This is a genomic window from Pseudomonas sp. FW305-3-2-15-E-TSA4, from assembly GCF_058787295.1.
This window is the reverse complement of the sequence record NZ_JBYSZP010000008.1, coordinates 120045-139434: the sequence shown is the minus strand read 5'-3', so window position 1 is coordinate 139434 and position 19390 is coordinate 120045. Positions and strand designations below refer to the sequence as shown.

The 19390-nt window shown below is 62.6% G+C and carries 17 protein-coding genes; 10 read left to right on the top strand and 7 right to left on the bottom strand.

Features of this window, described 5'->3' with window-relative positions; all coding sequences use genetic code 11:
* The first annotated feature begins 7 nt into the window (after window positions 1-7).
* The 4 genes from kdpB (at window position 8) to AC3WMV_RS13225 (ending at window position 6277) form a co-directional block, all read left to right on the top strand.
* Window positions 8-2071 (top strand): potassium-transporting ATPase subunit KdpB, encoded by a 2064-nt coding sequence (gene kdpB / locus AC3WMV_RS13240; protein WP_103368338.1) that lies wholly within the window; start codon window positions 8-10, stop codon window positions 2069-2071.
* A gap of 131 nt (window positions 2072-2202) precedes the next feature.
* Window positions 2203-2748, top strand: coding sequence for a potassium-transporting ATPase subunit KdpC (kdpC, locus tag AC3WMV_RS13235; protein WP_103368337.1), 546 nt, complete (start codon window positions 2203-2205; stop codon window positions 2746-2748).
* A gap of 130 nt (window positions 2749-2878) precedes the next feature.
* Window positions 2879-5530: a DUF4118 domain-containing protein gene (locus AC3WMV_RS13230; protein WP_103368336.1), complete on the top strand. Its 2652-nt coding sequence runs from the start codon at window positions 2879-2881 to the stop codon at window positions 5528-5530.
* 48 nt (window positions 5531-5578) lie between these two features.
* Complete coding sequence (locus AC3WMV_RS13225; RefSeq protein WP_007963684.1) at window positions 5579-6277, top strand: response regulator; 699 nt, start codon at window positions 5579-5581, stop codon at window positions 6275-6277.
* Between the two features lie 141 nt (window positions 6278-6418).
* On the opposite strand, the gene AC3WMV_RS13220 is transcribed toward AC3WMV_RS13225, so the two are convergent.
* A complete protein-coding gene (locus tag AC3WMV_RS13220; protein WP_047598663.1) occupies window positions 6419-7456 on the bottom strand; it encodes a patatin-like phospholipase family protein in 1038 nt (345 codons plus the stop codon).
* Window positions 7457-7672: 216 nt separating this feature from the next.
* Here AC3WMV_RS13220 and AC3WMV_RS13215 point away from each other — a divergent pair, with 216 nt between their 5' ends.
* The 3 genes from AC3WMV_RS13215 (at window position 7673) to AC3WMV_RS13205 (ending at window position 9819) form a co-directional block, all read left to right on the top strand.
* Entirely contained in the window at window positions 7673-7951 is a 279-nt protein-coding gene (locus AC3WMV_RS13215) for a hypothetical protein (protein ID WP_007963692.1), read from the top strand.
* A gap of 79 nt (window positions 7952-8030) precedes the next feature.
* Window positions 8031-8798 carry a CHAD domain-containing protein gene (locus AC3WMV_RS13210; RefSeq protein ID WP_103368335.1) on the top strand — a complete coding sequence of 256 codons (768 nt, stop codon included), beginning with the start codon at window positions 8031-8033 and terminating at the stop codon, window positions 8796-8798.
* Window positions 8799-9024: 226 nt separating this feature from the next.
* Window positions 9025-9819, top strand: a complete 795-nt coding sequence (locus AC3WMV_RS13205; protein ID WP_103368370.1) for an acyl-CoA thioesterase — start codon at window positions 9025-9027, stop codon at window positions 9817-9819.
* Window positions 9820-9824: 5 nt separating this feature from the next.
* Here the strand turns inward: AC3WMV_RS13205 and AC3WMV_RS13200 are convergent, their stop codons facing one another.
* The 3 genes from AC3WMV_RS13200 to AC3WMV_RS13190 form a co-directional block, all read right to left on the bottom strand.
* Window positions 9825-10190, bottom strand: a complete 366-nt coding sequence (locus tag AC3WMV_RS13200) for an Mpo1-like protein (RefSeq protein ID WP_027612458.1) — start codon at window positions 10188-10190, stop codon at window positions 9825-9827.
* A gap of 213 nt (window positions 10191-10403) precedes the next feature.
* Window positions 10404-11885: a methyl-accepting chemotaxis protein gene (locus AC3WMV_RS13195; protein ID WP_103368334.1), complete on the bottom strand. Its 1482-nt coding sequence runs from the start codon at window positions 11883-11885 to the stop codon at window positions 10404-10406.
* Window positions 11886-12099: 214 nt separating this feature from the next.
* Window positions 12100-12906, bottom strand: coding sequence for a TatD family hydrolase (locus AC3WMV_RS13190; protein WP_097088317.1), 807 nt, complete (start codon window positions 12904-12906; stop codon window positions 12100-12102).
* A 235-nt stretch (window positions 12907-13141) separates the two neighbouring features.
* Between AC3WMV_RS13190 and AC3WMV_RS13185 the strand changes: the two genes are divergently transcribed.
* The 3 genes from AC3WMV_RS13185 to AC3WMV_RS13175 all read left to right on the top strand — a co-directional run bounded on the left by AC3WMV_RS13185 (window position 13142) and on the right by AC3WMV_RS13175 (window position 15663).
* Entirely contained in the window at window positions 13142-14563 is a 1422-nt protein-coding gene (locus tag AC3WMV_RS13185) for an MltF family protein (protein WP_103368333.1), read from the top strand.
* Between the two features lie 108 nt (window positions 14564-14671).
* On the top strand, window positions 14672-15106 hold the full coding sequence (locus AC3WMV_RS13180; protein ID WP_007964771.1) for a DoxX family protein: 435 nt from the start codon (window positions 14672-14674) through the stop codon (window positions 15104-15106).
* Window positions 15107-15354: 248 nt separating this feature from the next.
* A complete protein-coding gene (locus AC3WMV_RS13175) occupies window positions 15355-15663 on the top strand; it encodes a hypothetical protein (protein WP_003226820.1) in 309 nt (102 codons plus the stop codon).
* A gap of 5 nt (window positions 15664-15668) precedes the next feature.
* Here the strand turns inward: AC3WMV_RS13175 and greB are convergent, their stop codons facing one another.
* From greB to AC3WMV_RS13160, 3 genes are read right to left on the bottom strand one after another with little or no spacing between them, the layout of a single operon-like run.
* A complete protein-coding gene (gene greB / locus AC3WMV_RS13170) occupies window positions 15669-16166 on the bottom strand; it encodes a transcription elongation factor GreB (protein WP_016770885.1) in 498 nt (165 codons plus the stop codon).
* 34 nt (window positions 16167-16200) lie between these two features.
* On the bottom strand, window positions 16201-18705 hold the full coding sequence (locus AC3WMV_RS13165) for an ABC transporter permease (RefSeq protein WP_103368332.1): 2505 nt from the start codon (window positions 18703-18705) through the stop codon (window positions 16201-16203).
* Window positions 18705-19388 (bottom strand): ABC transporter ATP-binding protein, encoded by a 684-nt coding sequence (locus AC3WMV_RS13160; protein WP_007964778.1) that lies wholly within the window; start codon window positions 19386-19388, stop codon window positions 18705-18707. Before AC3WMV_RS13160 ends, AC3WMV_RS13165 begins: the two co-directional genes overlap by 1 nt.
* Window positions 19389-19390 lie beyond the last annotated feature (2 nt).

The window sequence follows — 19390 nt, the reverse complement described above, 5'->3', positions numbered from 1 at the left end:
ATCGATCATGAATATGCATGTTCCTGCAAAACCTGCGGTGCCGACCCAGTCGGCAGAAGCACCGAAAACCGCGATCTCGGCCCTGTGGCGTCCGGCGCTGGTGCAAGCTTTCGTCAAGCTCGACCCGCGCCAGCTGGTGCGTTCGCCGGTGATGCTGGTGGTCGAACTGACGGCGATTTTCACCACCGTGCTGTGCTTCATCCCGGACAACGTCGTGCCGACTTTCGTCGCCGCGCAGATTGCCCTGTGGCTGTGGTTCACCGTGCTGTTCGCCAACTTCGCCGAAGCGCTGGCCGAAGGTCGCGGCAAGGCTCGCGCCGACAGTCTCAAGGCCGGCAGCGAAGGCCTCAGCGCGCGGCGCAAACTGGCCAATGGCAGCTTCCAGGTGGTGCCCGCCGCCAGCCTGCGCAAGGGTGATGTGGTGCGCGTCGAGGCGGGGGAGATGATCCCCGGTGACGGCGAAGTCATCGAAGGCATTGCGGCGGTCAACGAAGCGGCGATCACCGGTGAATCGGCGCCAGTGATTCGCGAGTCCGGCGGCGATCGCTCGGCGGTCACCGGCAACACGCGCCTGGTGTCCGACTGGTTGTTGGTGAAGATCACCGCCAACCCGGGTGAGTCGACCCTCGATCGCATGATCGCCCTGGTCGAAGGCGCCAAGCGCCAGAAGACCCCGAACGAAGTCGCGCTGGATATCCTGCTGATCGGCCTGACCCTGATCTTCCTGCTGGTGGTGGTGACCCTGCAGCCGTTCGCCCACTTCGCCAACGGCAGCCTGCCGCTGGTGTTCCTGGTGGCGCTGCTGGTCACGCTGATTCCGACCACCATCGGTGGCCTGTTGTCCGCCATCGGTATTGCCGGGATGGATCGACTGGTACGCCTGAACGTGATCGCCAAGTCCGGTCGCGCCGTGGAAGCGGCCGGTGACGTGCACGTGCTGCTGCTGGACAAGACCGGCACCATCACTTTCGGTAACCGCCGTTGCAGCGCGGTGTATGCGGCGCCGGGTGTGAATGGTCGCGAACTGGCAGAAGGCGCGTTGTTTGCCTCGCTGGCGGACGAAACCGCCGAAGGCAAATCCATCGTTGAATACCTGCGCGGTCTGCACCCACAAACCGAGCCGACGCTGGATACTTTGACTGCCGTGCCGTTCAGTGCGGAAACCCGCTTGTCCGGTGTCGACTATCAGGGCCGCGTGTATCGCAAGGGCGCCGTGGATTCGCTGCTGTCGTTCCTCGGCCAACAACGCTCCGATCTGGCCCCGGCGCTGTCGCGGGAAATCGACAAGATCGCGCAGAGCGGCGGCACGCCGTTGCTGGTCTGCGCCGACGGCAAACTGCTCGGTGCGATTCACCTCAAGGACGTGGTCAAGCCAGGCATTCGCGAGCGTTTCGCCGAGCTGCGCAAACTGGGGATTCGCACAGTCATGGTCACCGGCGACAACCCGTTGACCGCTGCGGCCATCGCGGCTGAAGCGGGCGTCGATGACGTGCTTGCCGAAGCCACCCCGGAGAAGAAACTGGCGCGTATCCGCCTTGAGCAGAACGACGGTCGTCTGGTCGCCATGTGCGGCGACGGCGCCAACGACGCCCCGGCGCTGGCCCAGGCTGACGTCGGCATGGCGATGAACGACGGCACGCAAGCCGCACGCGAAGCCGCCAACATGGTCGACCTCGACAGCGACCCGACCAAGCTGCTGGACGTGGTGCAGATCGGCAAGGAATTGCTGGTGACCCGTGGTGCGCTGACAACCTTTTCCATCGCCAACGACGTCGCCAAATACTTCGCGATTCTGCCGGCGCTGTTCGCCGCGATCTATCCGCAACTGGGCGTGCTGAACATCATGCACCTGACCAGTCCGCAGAGCGCGATCCTCTCGGCGATCGTCTTCAACGCCTTGATCATCGTGGTGCTGATTCCACTGGCACTGCGTGGCGTGCGCGTGCAGGCAGCGAGTGCCGCGGCACTGCTGCGGCGCAATCTGCTGATCTACGGACTGGGCGGGATTCTGGTGCCGTTCGTGGGGATCAAGGCGATCGACATGCTGCTCACGGCTTTGCATTTGGTGTGATCCATTCGCGAGCAGGCTCGCTCCCACATTTGCAATGCGGCCTCCTGTGGGAGCCAGCCTGCTGGCGATGAAGTCGACTCGGTCCACCTGAATTAACGCGGTATCCGCTTTCTGAATTCGAGGATTTTGCAATGTCCACAATGATACGTCCGGCCCTGAGCCTGCTGGTGCTGATGACCCTGATCACCGGCGTGGCCTATCCACTGGTGGTGACCGGCGTTGCGCAGGTCGCTTTTCCTGAACAGGCCAACGGCAGCCTGGTGCACGACGCCGATGGCAAGGTGCGCGGCTCGTCGTTGATCGCCCAGGATTTCGTCGGTGATGCGTGGTTTCATCCGCGTCCTTCGGCGGGCGCCTTCGCGACCGTTTCCAGCAGCGCCAGTAACCTGGCGCCGAGCAATCCGGCGCTGGCCACCCGGGTGATCGACGACGCCAACAAGTTGCAGGTGCCCGGCCAGGGGCCGGTGCCCTTGGCGTTGCTGACCACCTCCGGCAGCGGCCTCGATCCGCACTTGCCACCGGCGGCAATTGCCTATCAACTGGCGCGTGTCGCGCAAGCGCGCAACTTGCCGGTGGCGACCTTGCAGCAACTGCTCGATGCGCACATCGAACAGCTGCTGGTGGGGCCGCCGGTGGTGAATGTGCTGGAGCTGAACATGGCGCTGGAAAAACTCTGAACCGGCGGCGCGGCCATTCGCGAGCAGGCTCGCTCCCACAGGAATACGTGTTCCAAATGTGGGAGCGAGCCTGCTCGCGAAGAGGACCGAAAGAACACCGCATAACTATCTGGAAGAGAGAACATCAAGCATGAGCGACTCCGGCCGCGCCGACGCGCTGTTAGCAGACCTGCCCCGCGACGGCCGTGGCCGGCTGAAGATTTTCCTCGGCGCCGCCCCCGGGGTCGGCAAGACCTACGCCATGCTCCAGGCCGCGCACACGCAATTGCGCCAGGGCATGAAAATCATTGCCGGTGTCGTCGAAACCCATGGCCGTGCAGAAACCGAAGCGCTGCTCGGCGGTTTGCCGCAGCAGCCGCTGGTGCGCTCGGAATACCGTGGCGTGATGCTCGAAGAAATGGACCTCGACGGCCTGCTCGCAGCCCAACCCAAGCTGGTGCTGGTTGATGAGCTGGCGCACACCAACGCCCCCGGCAGTCGCCACGCCAAGCGCTGGCAGGACATTCAGGAACTGCTCGCCGCGGGCATCGACGTCTACACCACGGTCAACGTCCAGCACCTGGAAAGCCTCAACGATCAGGTGCGCGGCATCACCGGCGTGCAGGTGCGCGAAACCCTGCCGGACTGGGTGCTGCAGGAAGCCTACGAACTGCTGCTGATCGACCTGCCGCCGCGTGAATTGCTGGAGCGTCTGCGCGAAGGCAAGGTCTACGTGCCGGAGCAGGCGCGGGCGGCGATCGATGCGTTTTTCACCCAGACCAACCTCACCGCGTTGCGCGAGCTGGCGATGCAAACGGCGGCCGCGCAGGTTGATAACGATCTCGCGCAAGGCTATCGCCAACTTGGTCAGGCAGCTCCGGCGGTGCGCGGGCGTTTGCTGGTCGGCGTCGATGGCGATGCGCATGCCGAACGCCTGGTGCGTCACGCCAGCCGCGTGGCCCAGCGCCGTCATTTGCCGTGGAGTCTGGTGCATGTCGACAACGGCACGGTGCGCGACGAGCAATCGCGCCTGCGCCTGCAAAATGCCCAGCAACTGGCCGAACGCCTCGGCGGCGAAGTGGTATTGCTGCGCGCCGGCGAAGTGGCGAAAACCCTGATTCAGCATGCTGCCGAACGCCGGGCGAGTCTGCTGTTGGTCGGCCAGTCGCGGCCGAGTCTGCGCCGTCGCCTGTTCGGTGGCGGGCTCGCAGCGCGTTTGCTTCGTCAGGCCCACGGCCTGGAAATCAACGTCCTCGACAACGACCATGAACACCCGCAACCGCGTCTGCGGGCGACGCCGACGCTGGTCTGGTTCGACTATCTGTTGGCGCTGGTTGCCACGCTGTTGGCCAGTGCGCTGGCGTGGGCGGTATCGAGTATTTTGCCGCTGCCGAACATCTCGTTGGTGTTCCTCGCGGCGGTGTTGCTGGTGGCGGTGCGCAGCAGCCTGGGCCCGGCGCTGGCCTGCGCGGCGTTGTCGTTTCTGACTTACGACTTCCTGTTCATCCCGCCGAATTTTTCCTTCGCCATCCAGCGCGAAGAAGACGTTCTGACCTTGCTGTTCTTCCTGCTGATGGCGGCGCTCACTGGTAACCTCGCGGCGCGTCAGCGGCGGCAGTTGCAGGCGTTGCGCGATACGCAGGAAGAGACCACAGAGCTGCTCGATCTGTCGCGCAAACTGACTGCGGCGACGGATCGTCAGGCGGTGGTCAGCGCCGCCGCGCAGCACCTCAACGGCTGGAGCGATCTGCAATTGTGCCTGCTCAACCGCGACGGCCAGGGCGGCTGGAAAGTCGAGACCGGCGGGCCTCTGGAATTCAGCGAATCGGAACGCGCCGCCGCCGACTGGGCCTGGCAACACGATCAACCGGCCGGCATGGGCACCGGCACGCTGCCGTTCGGTCGCTGGTGGTGGTGGCCGTTGTCGGTGGAAGACGGGCCGCTGGCGCTGCTCGGGGTCTGCGCCAAAGAAGGCCAGATTTTGAGCGGCCAGCGTCGACGCCTGCTCACCGCGTTGAGTCAGCCGCTGGCGCAGGCACTGGCGCGGGCGCAACTGGCGGACGATCTGGAAGCCGCGCGCTTGCACGGTGAAACCGAGCAATTGCGCAGTGCGCTGCTGGCCTCGGTATCGCATGATTTGCGCACACCGCTGACCGCCATGCGCGGCAGCATCGACAGTCTGCTGGCCCTCGGCGAAGCGATTCCGCTGGAGGATCGCCGCGAGTTGCTCGAAGGCACCCGCGACGAAGCCGAACGCCTCGATCGCTACATTCAGAACCTGCTGGACATGACCCGCCTCGGCCACGGTGCATTGAAGCTCGCGCGCGACTGGGTAGCGCCGGCGGACATCGTCGGCAGTTCGCTCAATCGCCTGCGTGCGGTGCTCGCGCCGTTGCAGGTCAGCACCGATGTGCCGTCCGAGTTGCCGCTGCTGTTCGTGCATGCGGCGCTGATCGAGCAGGCGCTGGTCAATGTGCTGGAAAACGCCGCACGCTTCTCGCCGGTTCACGGTCGTTTGCAATTGAGTGCTGGTGCCAATAACGAAGAGATCTTCTTCACAGTCAGCGATGAGGGGCCGGGGATTCCCGAGGACGAGCGAGCGAAAATTTTCGACATGTTCTATACCGCCGCGCGTGGCGATCGCGGCGGGCAGGGCACCGGTCTGGGCCTGGCGATCTGTCAGGGCATGGTGGGTGCGCATGGCGGGCGCATCAGCGTCGCCGACGGCATCGACGGGCGCGGCACCAGCATCACCCTGCACCTGCCGTTGCAGACGCAACCGGGGATGGACAATGAAGCCTGATCGCGACTGCGCTACTCTCTTGCCAATCTTTTGTGTCGATGTGAATTCATGAGCCAGACCGCGACCATTTTGGTCATCGATGACGAACCGCAAATCCGCAAATTCCTGCGCATCAGCCTCGCCTCACAAGGCTACAAAGTGCTGGAGGCCGGCACCGGCGCCGAGGGACTGGCCCAGGCCGCGCTGAACAAGCCCGACCTGCTGGTGCTCGACCTCGGCCTGCCGGACATGGACGGCCAGCAGGTGCTGCGCGAGTTTCGCGAGTGGGCCACCGCGCCGGTGCTGGTGCTTTCGGTGCGGGCCAGCGAAGGGCAGAAAGTCCAGGCGCTGGATGGCGGCGCCAATGATTACGTGACCAAGCCGTTCGGCATTCAGGAGTTTCTCGCCCGGGTTCGCGCGTTGTTGCGTCAGGCACCGGCCGGCGAGGCCCAGCAAGCGGCGCTGACGTTCGGCCCGTTGACCGTGGACCTGGCCTATCGACGAGTGCTGCTCGACGGTGCCGAAGTGGCGCTGACCCGCAAGGAATATGCGGTGCTGGCGCAACTGGCGCGGCACCCGGGGCGGGTGATCACCCAGCAGCAATTGCTCAAGGATATCTGGGGGCCGACGCATACCGAGGACAGTCACTACTTGCGGATTGTGGTCGGGCATTTGCGCCAGAAGCTGGCGGATGATCCGACGCGGCCGCGGTTTATCGTGACTGAGGCGGGGGTTGGGTATCGGTTGTTGAGTGAGAACAGCCTGTAGGTTTTGGGTTGGTTGAGCTGACGCCTTCGCGAGCAAGCCCGCTCCCACAGGGTTCTCCGGTGTGATTGAAATTTGTGTTTCTCACCGGCCACTGTGGGAGCGGGCTTGCTCGCGAAGAGGCCCTGACAGCCAGCCGTGATTTCAGCCCTGCTCACTCTCATACCGATCCAGCGTATCCCGCGCAATCTCCCGCCCCAGCGCGATCAGTTCCGGCGCCTTGTAGAACTCGAAAAACCGGCACACGCGCTTCGGCACGTTGATCAGAATGTCCGGCGGATAGCCGGCGATCTTGTATTGCGCCAACGAGGTCTGCATCACCTCGAAACTCTGGTTGATCAGGTCCAGCAGTGACGCCGGCCCGACGTTGTCGATGATGAAAGAACCGGTGGCGGACTTCGGCGCGCCTTCGCGCTCGGGTGCCGCTGCCGGTTGCTGACTTTCCGGTTCGCTGCCTTCCAGCCATGGGTTGATGTCCGCCGCCTCTGCGCGCAGGGCTTCCTGTTCCAGCAACAGCAATTGCTCGGCCTGTTTGCGGCGGAACGGCATCTTCGAACCCAGCGAACTGAGCAAACTGTCAAAGCGCGAACGAAACGCGGGTGGGCGCTGAATCACCGGCAATTTGTAGTGGCGCTGGTTGGTCGCGTTGAGGTTGACCGCGATGATCAGGTCGCAGTGGCTGGAGACCACCGGCACGATCGGCAACGGGTTGAGAATGCCGCCGTCCACCAGCATCCGGTTGCCCTGCATCACCGGGGTGAACAGGCTGGGAATCGCCGCCGAGGCGCGCATTGCCTGATGCAGACAGCCTTCCTGAAACCAGATTTCCTGCTGGTTGGTCAGGTCGGCGGCGACCGCAGTGTAGGGGATGCGCAGGTCTTCGATGTTGATCTCGCCGACGATCTTGCGGATCTGTCCGAAGACTTTTTCGCCGCGAATTGCACCGAGGCGAAAACTCACGTCTACCAGCCGCAGCACATCCAGATAGTCGAGGGTTTCGATCCAGGTGCGGTACTCGTCAAGTTTGCCCGCCGCATAGATCCCGCCGACCACCGCGCCCATCGAACAACCGGCAATGCAGGCAATGTCGTAACCGCGTCTTTCGATCTCCTCAATGACCCCGATATGGGCATAGCCCCGGGCGCCACCGGAGCCCAGCACCAGTGCGACACGCTTTTTCATCAAACTTCCTCCCGACAAGGCTCCACAATGCACCCATCCGGGGGCGGGCGACAATCGGCAGGGTCGCTGGAGACGGCAGGAGCGTCGTTTTTTCGATACTCCGTGACCGCTCGGCGCTATGCTTTGGTCGCCGCAGATTCATGGGGCGCCAAGGCACTTTTCCCGCGCCGCAACGTCTTACCTGCACGACTGTTGACCTATTTTGAGGTGTTAGTGATGAAAGCCTGGATCTGTGTGCCGTTGATCGCGCTGGCATTGGCCGGTTGCGCTGGCAAGACTGCTTATCGGGACAGCTGTGGCAGTCAGCTGGATGCGGCGTGGCATGAACTGGACTTGGCCAAGGCCGAAGGTTTCGCCGGCACGGTCAGCTACTCAAAGGCGCTGTCGTTGCTGACCGCGGCCAAGACTCAACAGCAATTCGAAGGCTTTGAAGGCTGCAGCAACAAGGCCGAGAAAGCCCGTTTCTATATTCGCGAATCCCGCGCCGGCCGCTAAGCTGCTGACTTGACGCAAGGATGCGCCTGCCTTCTCACGGCAGACTCATCCTTCAAGCCATGTGAATCAGGAGCAAGCGATGTCTGCGTTGGTGGATCGGTTGGTGGCTCATGTCCTGAGCCTGGAAGTGCGTTTGCTGGCCTGTCAGGCGCGCCTGACTGCGCGTACCGACCCTGAGGCGCTGCACGACTTGCGCACCACGGTGCGGCGCTTGCGCAGCCTGTTGCGACCCTTGCGTGGTTTGCCCGGAGTCGAGCAACTGGAGGGCGCGGCGTCGGCAGTTGGTCAATTGACCACACCGTGGCGTGATCGCGAGGTGTTGGCGGCGTATCTGCTCAAGCATGATCAACCGCAAGCGGCGCAGCGGCGCATGGCGCAAATGGACGAAGCCTATCCAACATTGGCGGCGAGCGCCGAAGTGGCTTCGCTGCTGATTATCCTCGATGCCTTCCCGCGATTCCTGCGTGCTTCCGAGCGCCAGGGCCTGCTCAAGGGCCTGGGCAAACGCATCGAAAAACGCCTGCACAAACAATGGAAGAAACTCGACGAGGCGCTGCACGATCCGGCCCACGACCGCCATCGTCTGCGCTTGCTGATCAAGCGCGTGCGTTATGGCATCGAAGCCTATCCGGAACTCGATCGCCTGCCTGAGCCGGCGCTGCCGCGGTTGAAGTCGGCGCAGGGCGCGTTGGGTGACTGGCACGATTGCTGGCAGTGGCTGGCGCGGGCCGAACTGGAAAGCGATCTGCAACCCTGCGTCGCGACGTGGCAGGCAGGCCTGATCAAGGCTGAAGCCAAGGCGGATCGGGTGCTGGATAAACTCAGTTCAAGCTGCTTCAAATCCTGAATCCACTCAGATCCCCTGTGGGAGCGGGCTTGCTCGCGAAAGCGGTGTGTCAGTCACAGATGTGTCTACTGATACACCGCTTTCGCGAGCAAGCCCGCTCCCACATTCGAATATCTTCCTGACCTTAAGGCCTTTCTGTCAGTCCATTTGACCGGAATAGACGCTGCGGCGCTCTGCCATGCTGGTTAAGATCGCTGCATCCCTTTTTTCGCTTGCCGAGGTTGTCATGCGCTTTTCCGATCTGATCGAGGCGGTCCGTCGCCAGCCAGAAGTGACCATTCCCGCCGAGTGGGGTCAGGGGCGAGCCAGTTTTGGTGGCCTGGTGGCGGCGCTGCAATACGAGACCATGCGCGCGAATGTGCCGGCGGATCGCCCGGTGCGTTCGTTGGCGATCACTTTTGTCGGCCCGGTCGAGCCGGAAATTCCGGTGCGTTTCGAAGTTGACGTGTTGCGCGAAGGTAAAGCGGTCAGCCAGGTGCTGGGCCGGGCTGTGCAGAACGGTCAGGTGGTGACAATTGTGCAGGGCAGCTTCGGCGCTTCGCGACCTTCGGAAGTGGCCGTTGCCGCCTATCCGGCAGCCGAAATGAAACACTGGGACGAATGCCAGGAGTTGCCGTACATCAAGGGCGTGACCCCGGAATTCATGCGGCATCTGGCGATGCGCTGGAGTGTCGGCGGCATGCCGTTCACCGGCAACACATCGCGGCAGATGGGCGGCTGGGTACGTTTGCGTGGGGACGTCAAGGAAGAACCGGTCAATGAGGCGCATCTGCTGGCGCTGGTGGATGCGTGGCCACCGGCCTTGTTGCCGTACCTGAAGAAACCGGCACCGGGCAGTACGCTGACCTGGACCATCGAATTCGTTCAGCCGTTACGCGAGTTGAGCACCTTGGACTGGTGCAAATATCTGGCAGACATCGAATACGCCGCCGACGGCTACGGCCATGTCGCCGCCAAGCTGTGGAGCGCGGAGGGAGAGTTGATTGCCATGAGTCGGCAGACCGTGACGATTTTTGCCTGAGTCACTCAGTGCCGACGGTGGCGCTCACGCCAGGCGCGCCACCAGCCGCCACTGAGGAAGAACCGCGGAAAGGTCAGAAACTGCTCGACCAGCAAGCGCGACACGGCATCTTTACGATCACTGAACGGCTCGGAGGCTTGCGCCTCCAGGCTGTGGCCGTGGCGCTGCAGACCCAGCGCCGCGACGATACCGATCACACCGATGGCGATACTGGCCAGACTCAAGCTGAACACGCCGGACACGATCAACAGAAATGCAACGATGAACAGCGGCACGGCAATCAGGTGCAACACCAGATTGGTCGGATGCTGGTGATTGTTCGGGTACGCGCGCCATTGCCACGCTGGAAGATTGGGGTGACGTTTGCCCATGTTGACTACTCCTCGATCCATGTTGAACACATGCTTGAAGAATAGGCCGGGGCGGGTGGGGCGGCGAATCAAGGTTGGCTATGGCGGTGATAGGTGCAATGGCTGGATTCGATGGTGTTGCAATTGACGCCATCGCGAGCAGGCTCACTCCTACAAAGGATCTGCTGCGCACACAAATCCCCTGTAGGAGTGAGCCTGCTCGCGATGAGTCCCTTAAAGTTTGAGTTGACCGATGGCCTTGCTCAATTCCCCGGCCAACGTCGCCAACTCATTGCTGGTGGTCGCCGAATCCACGGTCTGCTGCACGGTGTTTTCGGTCACATCACGAATGCTCACCACCGCCCGATTCATCTCTTCCGCCACTTGGCTTTGTTGCTCCGCCGCCACCGCAATCTGCGTGTTGCTCTCGCGCATCTGCGCCACGGCGCCAGTGATTTCCGCCAGTGCTTCGCCGGCCTCCTGCGCCTGCTGCACGCAGTCGTCGGCCTTGTACGAACTCTCCTGCATGAAGTCCACCGCATCGCGCGTGCCGGCCTGCAGTGCCGAGACCATGGTGGTGATTTCATCGGTGGAGGTCTGCACACGCTTGGCGAGGTTGCGCACCTCATCAGCGACCACCGCAAAACCGCGGCCCATCTCGCCGGCACGCGCTGCTTCGATGGCGGCGTTGAGCGCCAGCAGGTTGGTCTGCTCGGCGATGCTGTGAATCACACTGACCACGCCGTTGATCTTCTGACTGTCCTCGGCCAGACGCTGGATCATCTCGGCGGTCTGCTGCACACCGCTGGAGAGTCCGGCAATCGATTGCTGCACGCGGCTGACCACTTGCTGGCCACTGCCGGCCAGACCATCGGCGGTCTGCGACAGGTCGCGGGTGGCGCCGGCGTGCTGGGCGATGTGGTAAACCGTGGCGGTCATTTCATTGATCGCGGTGGCGGCCTGATCGGTCTCGCTCTGTTGACCGAGCATGCCGTGGCGCACTTCGTTCATGCTCGCCGCCAGACGTGCGGCGCCGACGTCGAGTTGCCGCGCGGTGTTGGCAACGGTGGTGACCACCCGCTGATAACCGGCCTGCATCGCGTTGAACGCATTAGCCATTTGTCCGACTTCGTCCTTGCAGGCCAGCGGCACGCGGGCCGAGAGGTCACCACTCTTCTCTACATGCAGCATCACGTCTTTCAAGGTGTTGAGCTGACTGAGCAGGAAGCGGATCAGCAGTTGCGAGGCGCCGAGCATGGCCAGCATCAGGATGAACACCGCCACGGCGTAGTTGGCAAAACGTTCACTGAACACTTGCGCCAGACTTGGGCCATAGGCGATGACCGCGACTTGCTCGCCGTCGCCACGACTGAACACTTCAGCGCCCAGCAGCGGGTTGTTGCCGAACAGCGGCAGATGATTGATCTCGTTCCAGCCGTTGCTATCGCTGATCTCCAGCAGCGGTTGATCATTAAGGCGCGGCGCTTCCCCGCGTTTGAAGGTCAGTACCTGATCGGCCTTGGGCAGCGCCTGCCCAGCCGGCCAGGCCTTGAGCAATTGTGCCTGGGCTTGCGCGGAGGTTTTCGACGCGTGACTGCGGGCCTGCTGCTCAAGTTGCACGGCGTACAGCACCAGCAGCAGGGTGGTGACGAAGGCGACCGCATTGACCGCCCAGAATTTGTATTTCAGCGAGATATTGCTAAGCCAGGCACCCATGGAGGTCTTCTCTGATAGCGGAAACAGTTTTGGCAAGGTGCCATCATTGTGCCGCTATGAAGATCTGCGGATCTTGATATGGGTCAACAGGTTCTACGCTGAGCCCCTTTGTCGGAGCGGGCTTGCTCGCGAAGGCGGTGGTTCAGTTAATTAACAATGACTGACACACCGCCTTCGCGAGCAAGCCCGCTCCCACAATGGGATTTGAGGTGTATCAGGGCAGGGCGGGGAGGTTGAAGAACGCGCGGGCACACGCCGTTGTGTGCGCAGCCAGATCTTCCTCGGTCTCGCCCCGATGCAGCGCCACTTCGCGCAGCACCTCGGTCAGATACGCCGGTTCATTGCGGCCGTTCTTCGGCTTTGGGCGCAAGGTGCGAGGTAGCAGGTACGGCGCGTCGCTTTCGAGCATCAGTCGTCCGCGCTTGATCTCCTTGACCAGCGGGTGCAGGTGTGTGCCCCGGCGCTCGTCGCAGATCCAGCCGGTGATGCCGATGTGCAGGTCCAGATCGAGGTAACTGAACAGGGCTTTTTGCTCGCCGGTAAAGCAGTGCACCACGGCGGCGGGCAGTTGATCGCGGAAGTCCCTGAGGATTTCCAGCAGACGCTGACTGGCATCCCGCTCATGCAGGAACACCGGCAATTGCAGTTCTACCGCCAGCGCCAGATGTTCTTCGAGGACTTTTTCCTGTTGCGGGCGCGGCGAGAAATCACGGTTGAAATCCAGTCCGCATTCACCCACGGCGACCACGTTTGGCTCTTGCAGCAGACTGCGCAAACGGCGCGCGCTGTCAGCGTTCCAGTCACTGGCCGAATGCGGGTGAATGCCAGCGGTGGCAAACAGCCGCTGGCCGCTTTGATCCAGTTGCCGGCAGAGCTCCAGCGCCTGTTCGCTACCCTCGACGCTGGTGCCGGTCAGCACCAGTTGGCAGACCCCTGCAGCGTAGGCGCGGTCGAGCACGGCCTGATGTTTTTCGGCGAAACTGGGGTTGGTCAGGTTGACGCCGATATCGATGAGTTGCATGGTTCTACCTCGGGCCGAAGGCCGGAAAGCATACCAGAGCTGTAGATTTATAAGAAAAGCCAAGAACTACAACGAGTTATAGCTGTCTTTTGATGCCGTGACGTAGCCCGGGTTGGCAGAAAAGCCATCACTGTGCCAGTCTCTCGCACTTTGCCAGCGCTCCAGGCGCTCTGTTTTCGTCGGTGATTTCGACCGTTTAGCGGTGAAATCGCCCCGTATTTTTTCCGGAGAGTGGATGCATCGTCCCTCGGTTTTGCTCCTGTTGTGCGCGTCACTGCTGCTGCCGATAACGGCGGTTGCGCGCTTGCCCGGGCCACAGCAAGCCGTACCGGCCGCCAAGGTTCGTGACCTGGCGGAAATTCGCAGCAGTCGCGTGTTGCGCGTGCTGGTCAACCAGAGCCGCAACAGTTCCGGTGAAGTCCAGGGCCAGGCCATCGGCGTCGAATACCATCGCCTGCGCGCCTTCGAGCAATACCTCAATGGCCACGCCCGCGATGGTCAGGAAATTACCCTCAAGATCATTCCCAAAGCCAAGGATCAGCTGCTCGGCGCGTTGCAGCGTGGTGAAGGAGATCTGGTCGCGCCCGGCGAGCTGCTTGATCTGCAACCCGGCCACGCGGTGGCCAGCAGCGAGCCGATCGCCAGCAACGTGCCGCTGGTGCTCGTCGGCATCAAGGGCGAGCGCCGTTACACCAAGGTCGAGCAGCTTTCCGGCAAAACCCTGGCCTTGCCCACCGGCAGCGCGGCGGGGGAGGCGGTCAGCCAGCTCAATCAGAAACTGGCGTTGCACAAACTGGCGCCGATCAAGATCGAATGGGTCGATCCGACGCTGGCCGTTGAAGACGTGCTGGAGATGGTGCAGGGCGGGATTTTCCACCTGACCGTCGTCGAGCAACCGATCGCCGAGCGTTGGGGCAAGATCCTGCCCAAGCTGCGTTTCGACCGGCAATTGATGATCAGCGAACCGGGTGAGGAATACTGGTTCGTGCGCCGTGATGCCTCGATGCTGCGGGCGAGCATCGATCGTTTCCTGGTCGGCTACAGGAAGCCGGCGAACGAGGATGCAGAGTTTCTGCGGATTTATCGACGGCTCTATCAAGTGCATTATCCGTTGGCCAAGGCTGACCGCCAGCGTCTGGAGAAACTGCGCCCGACCCTGCAAAAACACGCTGACGCGCAAAGCATGGACTGGCTGAACCTGGCGGCGCTGGCCTTCAAGGAGTCAGCCCTGCAACCCAGCGCCCGCAGTGGCAGTGGTCCGACCGGGTTGATGCAGATCACCCCGTCCGCAGCGCAGCGAGTCGGTGTGAACAACATCCAGAATCTCGATGCGAATGTGCAGGCCGGGGCCAAGTACCTGGCGATGATTCGCCGCAAGTTTTTCAACAGTCCGAAACTCAATGAGCGCGAGCGCATGGCCTTCACCCTGGCGGCCTACAACATCGGCCCGGAGCGGGTGCAGGGCATGCGTGCCGAGGCACGGCGGCGCGGGCTGAATCCGAACCAGTGGTTCTTTCAGGTCGAGCGCATCGCCATGGAGCAGGTGGGCATGGGCCCCGTCAGCTATGTTAATAGCGTGAACAAGTATTACTTGGCGTTCGACCGGGAGCGGGAGTCGCTGGAGCCCCGGGGACAGAAAGTCGCTTCACGGAAATGATCTAATAATTTGATTGTTATGGCGGAATAATTGCGCTTTTAACATGAATTTAACTGATTAATATAGCGGCCAATCCCAACACACTTATCGCAAAACAAGGAATGCCCCATGAGCTCTCTGATCAACAAGGTTCTGTTCACTCGCGCCGGTTACGGCCTGACCATTCTGCGTATCGCGGTCGGCGTGATCTTCGCCGCCCACGGTTCGCAAAAACTGTTTGGTCTGTTCGGTGGTTACGGTCTGGCGGGCACCGCGCAATACATGGACAGCATCGGTCTGCACCCGGGTTACCTGATGGCCACGCTGGCCGGCGGTACCGAGTTCTTCGCCGGTCTGGCGCTGATCATCGGCCTGCTGGTGCGCCCGGCGGCGCTGGGTCTGACCTTCCTGTCGCTGGTGGCGATCTTTACCGTACACATCAGCAACGGTCTGTTCATGGCCAACAACGGTTACGAGTTCGCCCTGGCGCTGCTCGGTGGCAGCCTCGCGGTGATGATCGAAGGCGCCGGCAAGCTGTCGGTGGATCGCGCCATCGCCGGTTGAGCGCTCTGGCTCAAGCAAAAGGCCCGCATTGTGCGGGCCTTTTTTGTTGCGGCCGATTCTTGACACTCATCGGTCACGTTATCTAGGATGTTGCTCATGCGCCGATTTAAACAGCTACTTGCGGGGCGCCAGGTGACTCAGACAGTTGCCGTCAGAAGCCGGAACAGGGCTTCGAAATACCGCTAAAGCGCTGGTTCGGTGTTGCCTCTCACCTGCCATGCAGACTTTTGAGGCAGAGACACGACACGATGAATGCACTACGCCCTCCAGCACGTCCCGCGCCGATCACGGCACATATCACCCAGCGCAACCCGAAAATCCTGCTTGGCGGCAAACATCAGCCAACGCTGTTGCGTTATCTCGATGGCTGGCCACGTCGCAGCGGCGGTCCTGCCGCGTTCCTGATCCAGTTCGTTGAAGATGGCGAGTCGCTGGCGCGGTTTGCCAGTGACAGTTTTGACCTGGCGGTGATTCAGGCACCGAGCGCTGAAGACGCGCCGGAAATGATCAAGCAACTGACCCGCGTTGCGCGGCAGGGTTTGATCACCCGCCGCTGAAACGCTCAGGGATATTCGATCGCCACGATATAGACAAACTGCTCACCGGTTGGCGTCTGTACCCGGACTTCGGCGTCCAGCGCCTTGCCGATCAAGGCGCGGGCCAGTGGTGAGTCGATGCTGATCAGACCCAGTTTCAGATCCAGTTCATCCGGGCCGACGATGCGGTAGCGTGATTGCTTGCCGTCTTCGTCCTCGATGGTGACCCAGGCGCCGAAGTAGACCTTGTTCGGATCGCTGGGTTTTTCGCTGACGACCTTCAGTGCTTCGAGACGCTTGGTGAGAAATCGCACGCGGCTGTCGATCTCGCGCAGCATTTTCTTGCCGTAGGTGTACTCGGCGTTTTCCGAACGATCACCCTGCGCCGCTGCTTCGCTGACCGCTTGCGTCACCTGCGGGCGGCGCACATGCCACAGCTCATGGAATTCGGCGCGCATCCGCGCTTCACCTTCAGGGGTGATCAGCGCGGTGCCGGCGGTGCGGGGAGGGCGATAACGGCTCATGGCAACTTCTTGTGGTGACGAAGGCTGGAGTCTATCAACCCTCGCGCAAGACTGTCAGCGGACTCGCATTCAATGCCCGACGCGTGCCGAACACCCCGGCACCGCCAATCAGCGCGGCGCCAATCAACGGCAGCATCAGCAACCATGGATGCGGATGCCATGGCAGATCGAAGGCAAAGCGATACAACACCAGACTCACCACTTCCGAACCGATGGCCGCGAGCAGGCCGCTGACCGCCCCGAGCAAGCCGAACTCGATGCGCCGCGCCTTGATCAGCAACTGCCGTTGCGCGCCCAGCGCACGCAGCAGCGCACCTTGGCGAATGCGTTCATCCAGGGTTGCCTGCAAGCCGGAGAACAGCACCGCCATCCCCGCCGCCAACACAAACAACAACACGTATTCCACCGCCAGGGTGACCTGGGCGAGGATGCTGCGCAGCTGTTCGAGCAGGGCTTCGACCTGAAGGATGGTCACCGCCGGGAATGCCCGTGACAGCTCGACGATCTGCTGATCGTGACCGGGTGCCAGATAGAAACTGGTCAGGTAAGTCGCCGGCAGATCCTTCAGGGTGCCGGGCTGGAAGATCATGAAGAAGTTCGGCTGGAAGTTATCCCAGTTGATCTCGCGCAGGCTGGTGACTTTCGCTTCACGATTGACCCCGCCGACGCTGAACACCATGTGATCGCCGAGTTTGAGCTTGAGGCTTTCGGCGACTTTACCTTCAACCGACACGCCCGGTACGTCGTCCGAGGGTTGCCCGGTCCACCACGTACCGGCGGTGAGCTTGTTACCGGCCGGCAGGTCGGCGGCCCAGGTCAGGCTCAAGTCACGTTGCACGGCACGGTCGCCGGCCGAATCCTTGCTGACGATCTGCTGCACCGGTTCGCCGTTGATGCTGATCAGCCGTCCCGGCACCACCGGGTACAGCGGCGCCGCCTGCGCGGACACCTTGATCAAGTGATCGGTGAAGGCCTGTTTGTCCGCCGGCAGGATGTTCAGGGCGAAGTAGTTGGGGGCGTTTTTCGGCAACTGGTTTTGCCAGGTGTCGAGCAGCTCGCCACGCAGCAGGGCGATCAGCGCCATCGACAGCAGGATCAAACCGAACGCCAGCGCTTGCCCGGCCGCCGCCAGCGGATGACGCAGCAGCTGCCCCAGGCCGAGACGCCACGGCAGCGGCGCGCGGGCGAGCATTCGGCGCAGGCTGTTGAGCAACAACAGCAGCAAGCCACCCAGCACCAGCGCAGCGACCACGCCACCGCCAAGCAGGGCGAAGGTCAGCAGCAGATCCAGACTCAGGCGCCACATGATCAGGCCCAGTGCACCCAGCGCCGCGCCATAGACCATCCAGGTGCTCGACGGAATCGGCAGCATGTCGCGGCGCAGTACCCGCAGCGGTGGCACCCGACCCAGCGCGGCAAGTGGCGGCAGGGCAAACCCGGCGAGCGCTACCAGCCCGGTGCCGATCCCGGCGAGCGCCGGAAACAGGCCGCCCGGTGGCACATCGGCAGGCAGTAGATCATGTAATAGAGCGAACAGGCCCAGTTGCGCCAGCCAGCCGAGCACTGCGCCGCTGAGGGCAGCGAACAGGCCGAGTACGGTCAGTTGAATGCTGAACAGCAACATGGTTTCCCGACGCGACAAACCAAGGCAGCGCAGCAAGGCACTGGCATCGAAGCGGCGACTGGCGAAGCGGTTGGCCGACAGCGCCACGGCCACGCCGGCCAACAGCACCGCGACCAGACTGGCCATGTTCAGGTAGCGCTCGGCCTTGCCCAGCGCGCCGCCGATCTGCCGGTTACCGTCGCGCGCATCCTGAATGCGCTGATTGGCGGCCAGACCGGGTTTGAGCAGTTGTCGGTAGGTTTCCAGCGCCTGCGGTTCGCCGCGCCACAACTCGCGATAACTCACGCGGCTGCCGGGCTGGACCACACCAGTGGCGGCGAGGTCCTCGAGGTTGATCATCACCCGAGGCGTGAGGCTGTAGAAGTTGCCGGCGCGATCCGGCTCGTAAGTCAGCACGCGGGTCAGCTTCAGGGTTTTCATGCCGACGTCGATGCTGTCGCCGATCTTCAGATCCAGCGCAGTCAGCAGACGAGCTTCAACCCACGCTTCACCGGGTTGCGGCTCGCCGCCCGAGGTTTCAGCGGCAAACGGGGCCGGGGCACTTTTCAGCTCGCCGCGCAGCGGGTAGGCGCGGTCGACGGCTTTGATGCTCGATAACTGAATGCCATTGTCGGTGGCAATGACGCTGGAAAACTCCACCACCTGCGCATGATTCAAGCGCAGCTCAGTGCCGCTGCGAATCTGTTCGTCGCGGGCCGGCGAGCTGCCCTCAAGCACCAGGTCGGCGCCAAGGAACTCGGTGGCGCGCAGCATCATCGCACCGTTGAGGCGGGCGCCGAAGTAGCCGATGGCGGTGCTCGCCGCCACTGCGACGACCAGGGCAAAGAACAGCACGCGCAATTCCCCGGCGCGGGCATCGCGCATGAGTTGACGTAGGGCGAGACTGAACAGACGCAACAGCGGCAGACGTGCCATCAAGGCTCCAGAGGGGCAACCAGCAGCCCGGCTTCAAGTCGGATCAGGCGCCGGCAGCGATGGGCCAGGCGTTCGTCGTGGGTCACCAGCACGAGGGTGGTGCCGCGTTCCTTGTTCAGTTCGAACAGCAAGTCGCTGATGCGCTCGCCGGTGTGGCTGTCGAGGTTGCCGGTGGGTTCGTCGGCGAACAGCACGTCCGGCTCGGCAGCGAAAGCCCGGGCAATCGCCACGCGCTGTTGTTCGCCGCCGGAGAGCTGGCGCGGCGAGTGTGTCAGGCGCTGGCCGAGACCGACTCGTTGCAGCAGTTCGGTGGCGCGTTCGCGGGCGTCTTTGCGGCCATCGAGTTCCAGCGGCAGCATGACGTTTTCCAGGGCGTTGAGGCTGTCGAGCAACTGGAAGGATTGAAAGACGAAACCCACGTGTTCAGCACGGATGCGCGCGCGCTGGTCTTCGTCGAGATTGCTCAGGCCTTGCCCCGCGAGGATGACTTCGCCGCTGCTTGGCAGGTCGAGGCCGGCGAGCAGGCCGAGCAGGGTGGATTTGCCGGAACCGGACGCGCCGACGATGGCCAGGCTGTCGCCCTGGTTCAGTTCCAGGCTGAGTTCGTGCAGGATAGTCAGTTCACCTTCCGCGCTGGGAACCACTTTGCTGAGGTTCTTCGCGGTGAGAATGCTTGCGCCCATGG

Bases quoted from the DNA above. Each gene is read 5' to 3' on its own strand.
- AC3WMV_RS13230 (WP_103368336.1), top strand. From the start codon at position 2,879: ATGAGCGACTCCGGCCGCGCCGACGCGCTGTTAGCAGACCTGCCCCGC.
- AC3WMV_RS13180 (WP_007964771.1), top strand. From the start codon at position 14,672: ATGAGCTCTCTGATCAACAAGGTTCTGTTCACTCGCGCCGGTTACGGC.
- kdpB (WP_103368338.1), top strand. From the start codon at position 8: ATGAATATGCATGTTCCTGCAAAACCTGCGGTGCCGACCCAGTCGGCA.
- AC3WMV_RS13200 (WP_027612458.1), bottom strand. From the start codon at position 10,190: ATGGGCAAACGTCACCCCAATCTTCCAGCGTGGCAATGGCGCGCGTAC.
- AC3WMV_RS13215 (WP_007963692.1), top strand. From the start codon at position 7,673: ATGAAAGCCTGGATCTGTGTGCCGTTGATCGCGCTGGCATTGGCCGGT.
- kdpC (WP_103368337.1), top strand. From the start codon at position 2,203: ATGTCCACAATGATACGTCCGGCCCTGAGCCTGCTGGTGCTGATGACC.
- AC3WMV_RS13225 (WP_007963684.1), top strand. From the start codon at position 5,579: ATGAGCCAGACCGCGACCATTTTGGTCATCGATGACGAACCGCAAATC.
- AC3WMV_RS13220 (WP_047598663.1), bottom strand. From the start codon at position 7,456: ATGAAAAAGCGTGTCGCACTGGTGCTGGGCTCCGGTGGCGCCCGGGGC.
- AC3WMV_RS13175 (WP_003226820.1), top strand. From the start codon at position 15,355: ATGAATGCACTACGCCCTCCAGCACGTCCCGCGCCGATCACGGCACAT.
- AC3WMV_RS13190 (WP_097088317.1), bottom strand. From the start codon at position 12,906: ATGCAACTCATCGATATCGGCGTCAACCTGACCAACCCCAGTTTCGCC.
- AC3WMV_RS13185 (WP_103368333.1), top strand. From the start codon at position 13,142: ATGCATCGTCCCTCGGTTTTGCTCCTGTTGTGCGCGTCACTGCTGCTG.
- AC3WMV_RS13165 (WP_103368332.1), bottom strand. From the start codon at position 18,705: ATGGCACGTCTGCCGCTGTTGCGTCTGTTCAGTCTCGCCCTACGTCAA.
- AC3WMV_RS13205 (WP_103368370.1), top strand. From the start codon at position 9,025: ATGCGCTTTTCCGATCTGATCGAGGCGGTCCGTCGCCAGCCAGAAGTG.
- AC3WMV_RS13195 (WP_103368334.1), bottom strand. From the start codon at position 11,885: ATGGGTGCCTGGCTTAGCAATATCTCGCTGAAATACAAATTCTGGGCG.
- AC3WMV_RS13160 (WP_007964778.1), bottom strand. From the start codon at position 19,388: ATGGGCGCAAGCATTCTCACCGCGAAGAACCTCAGCAAAGTGGTTCCC.
- greB (WP_016770885.1), bottom strand. From the start codon at position 16,166: ATGAGCCGTTATCGCCCTCCCCGCACCGCCGGCACCGCGCTGATCACC.
- AC3WMV_RS13210 (WP_103368335.1), top strand. From the start codon at position 8,031: ATGTCTGCGTTGGTGGATCGGTTGGTGGCTCATGTCCTGAGCCTGGAA.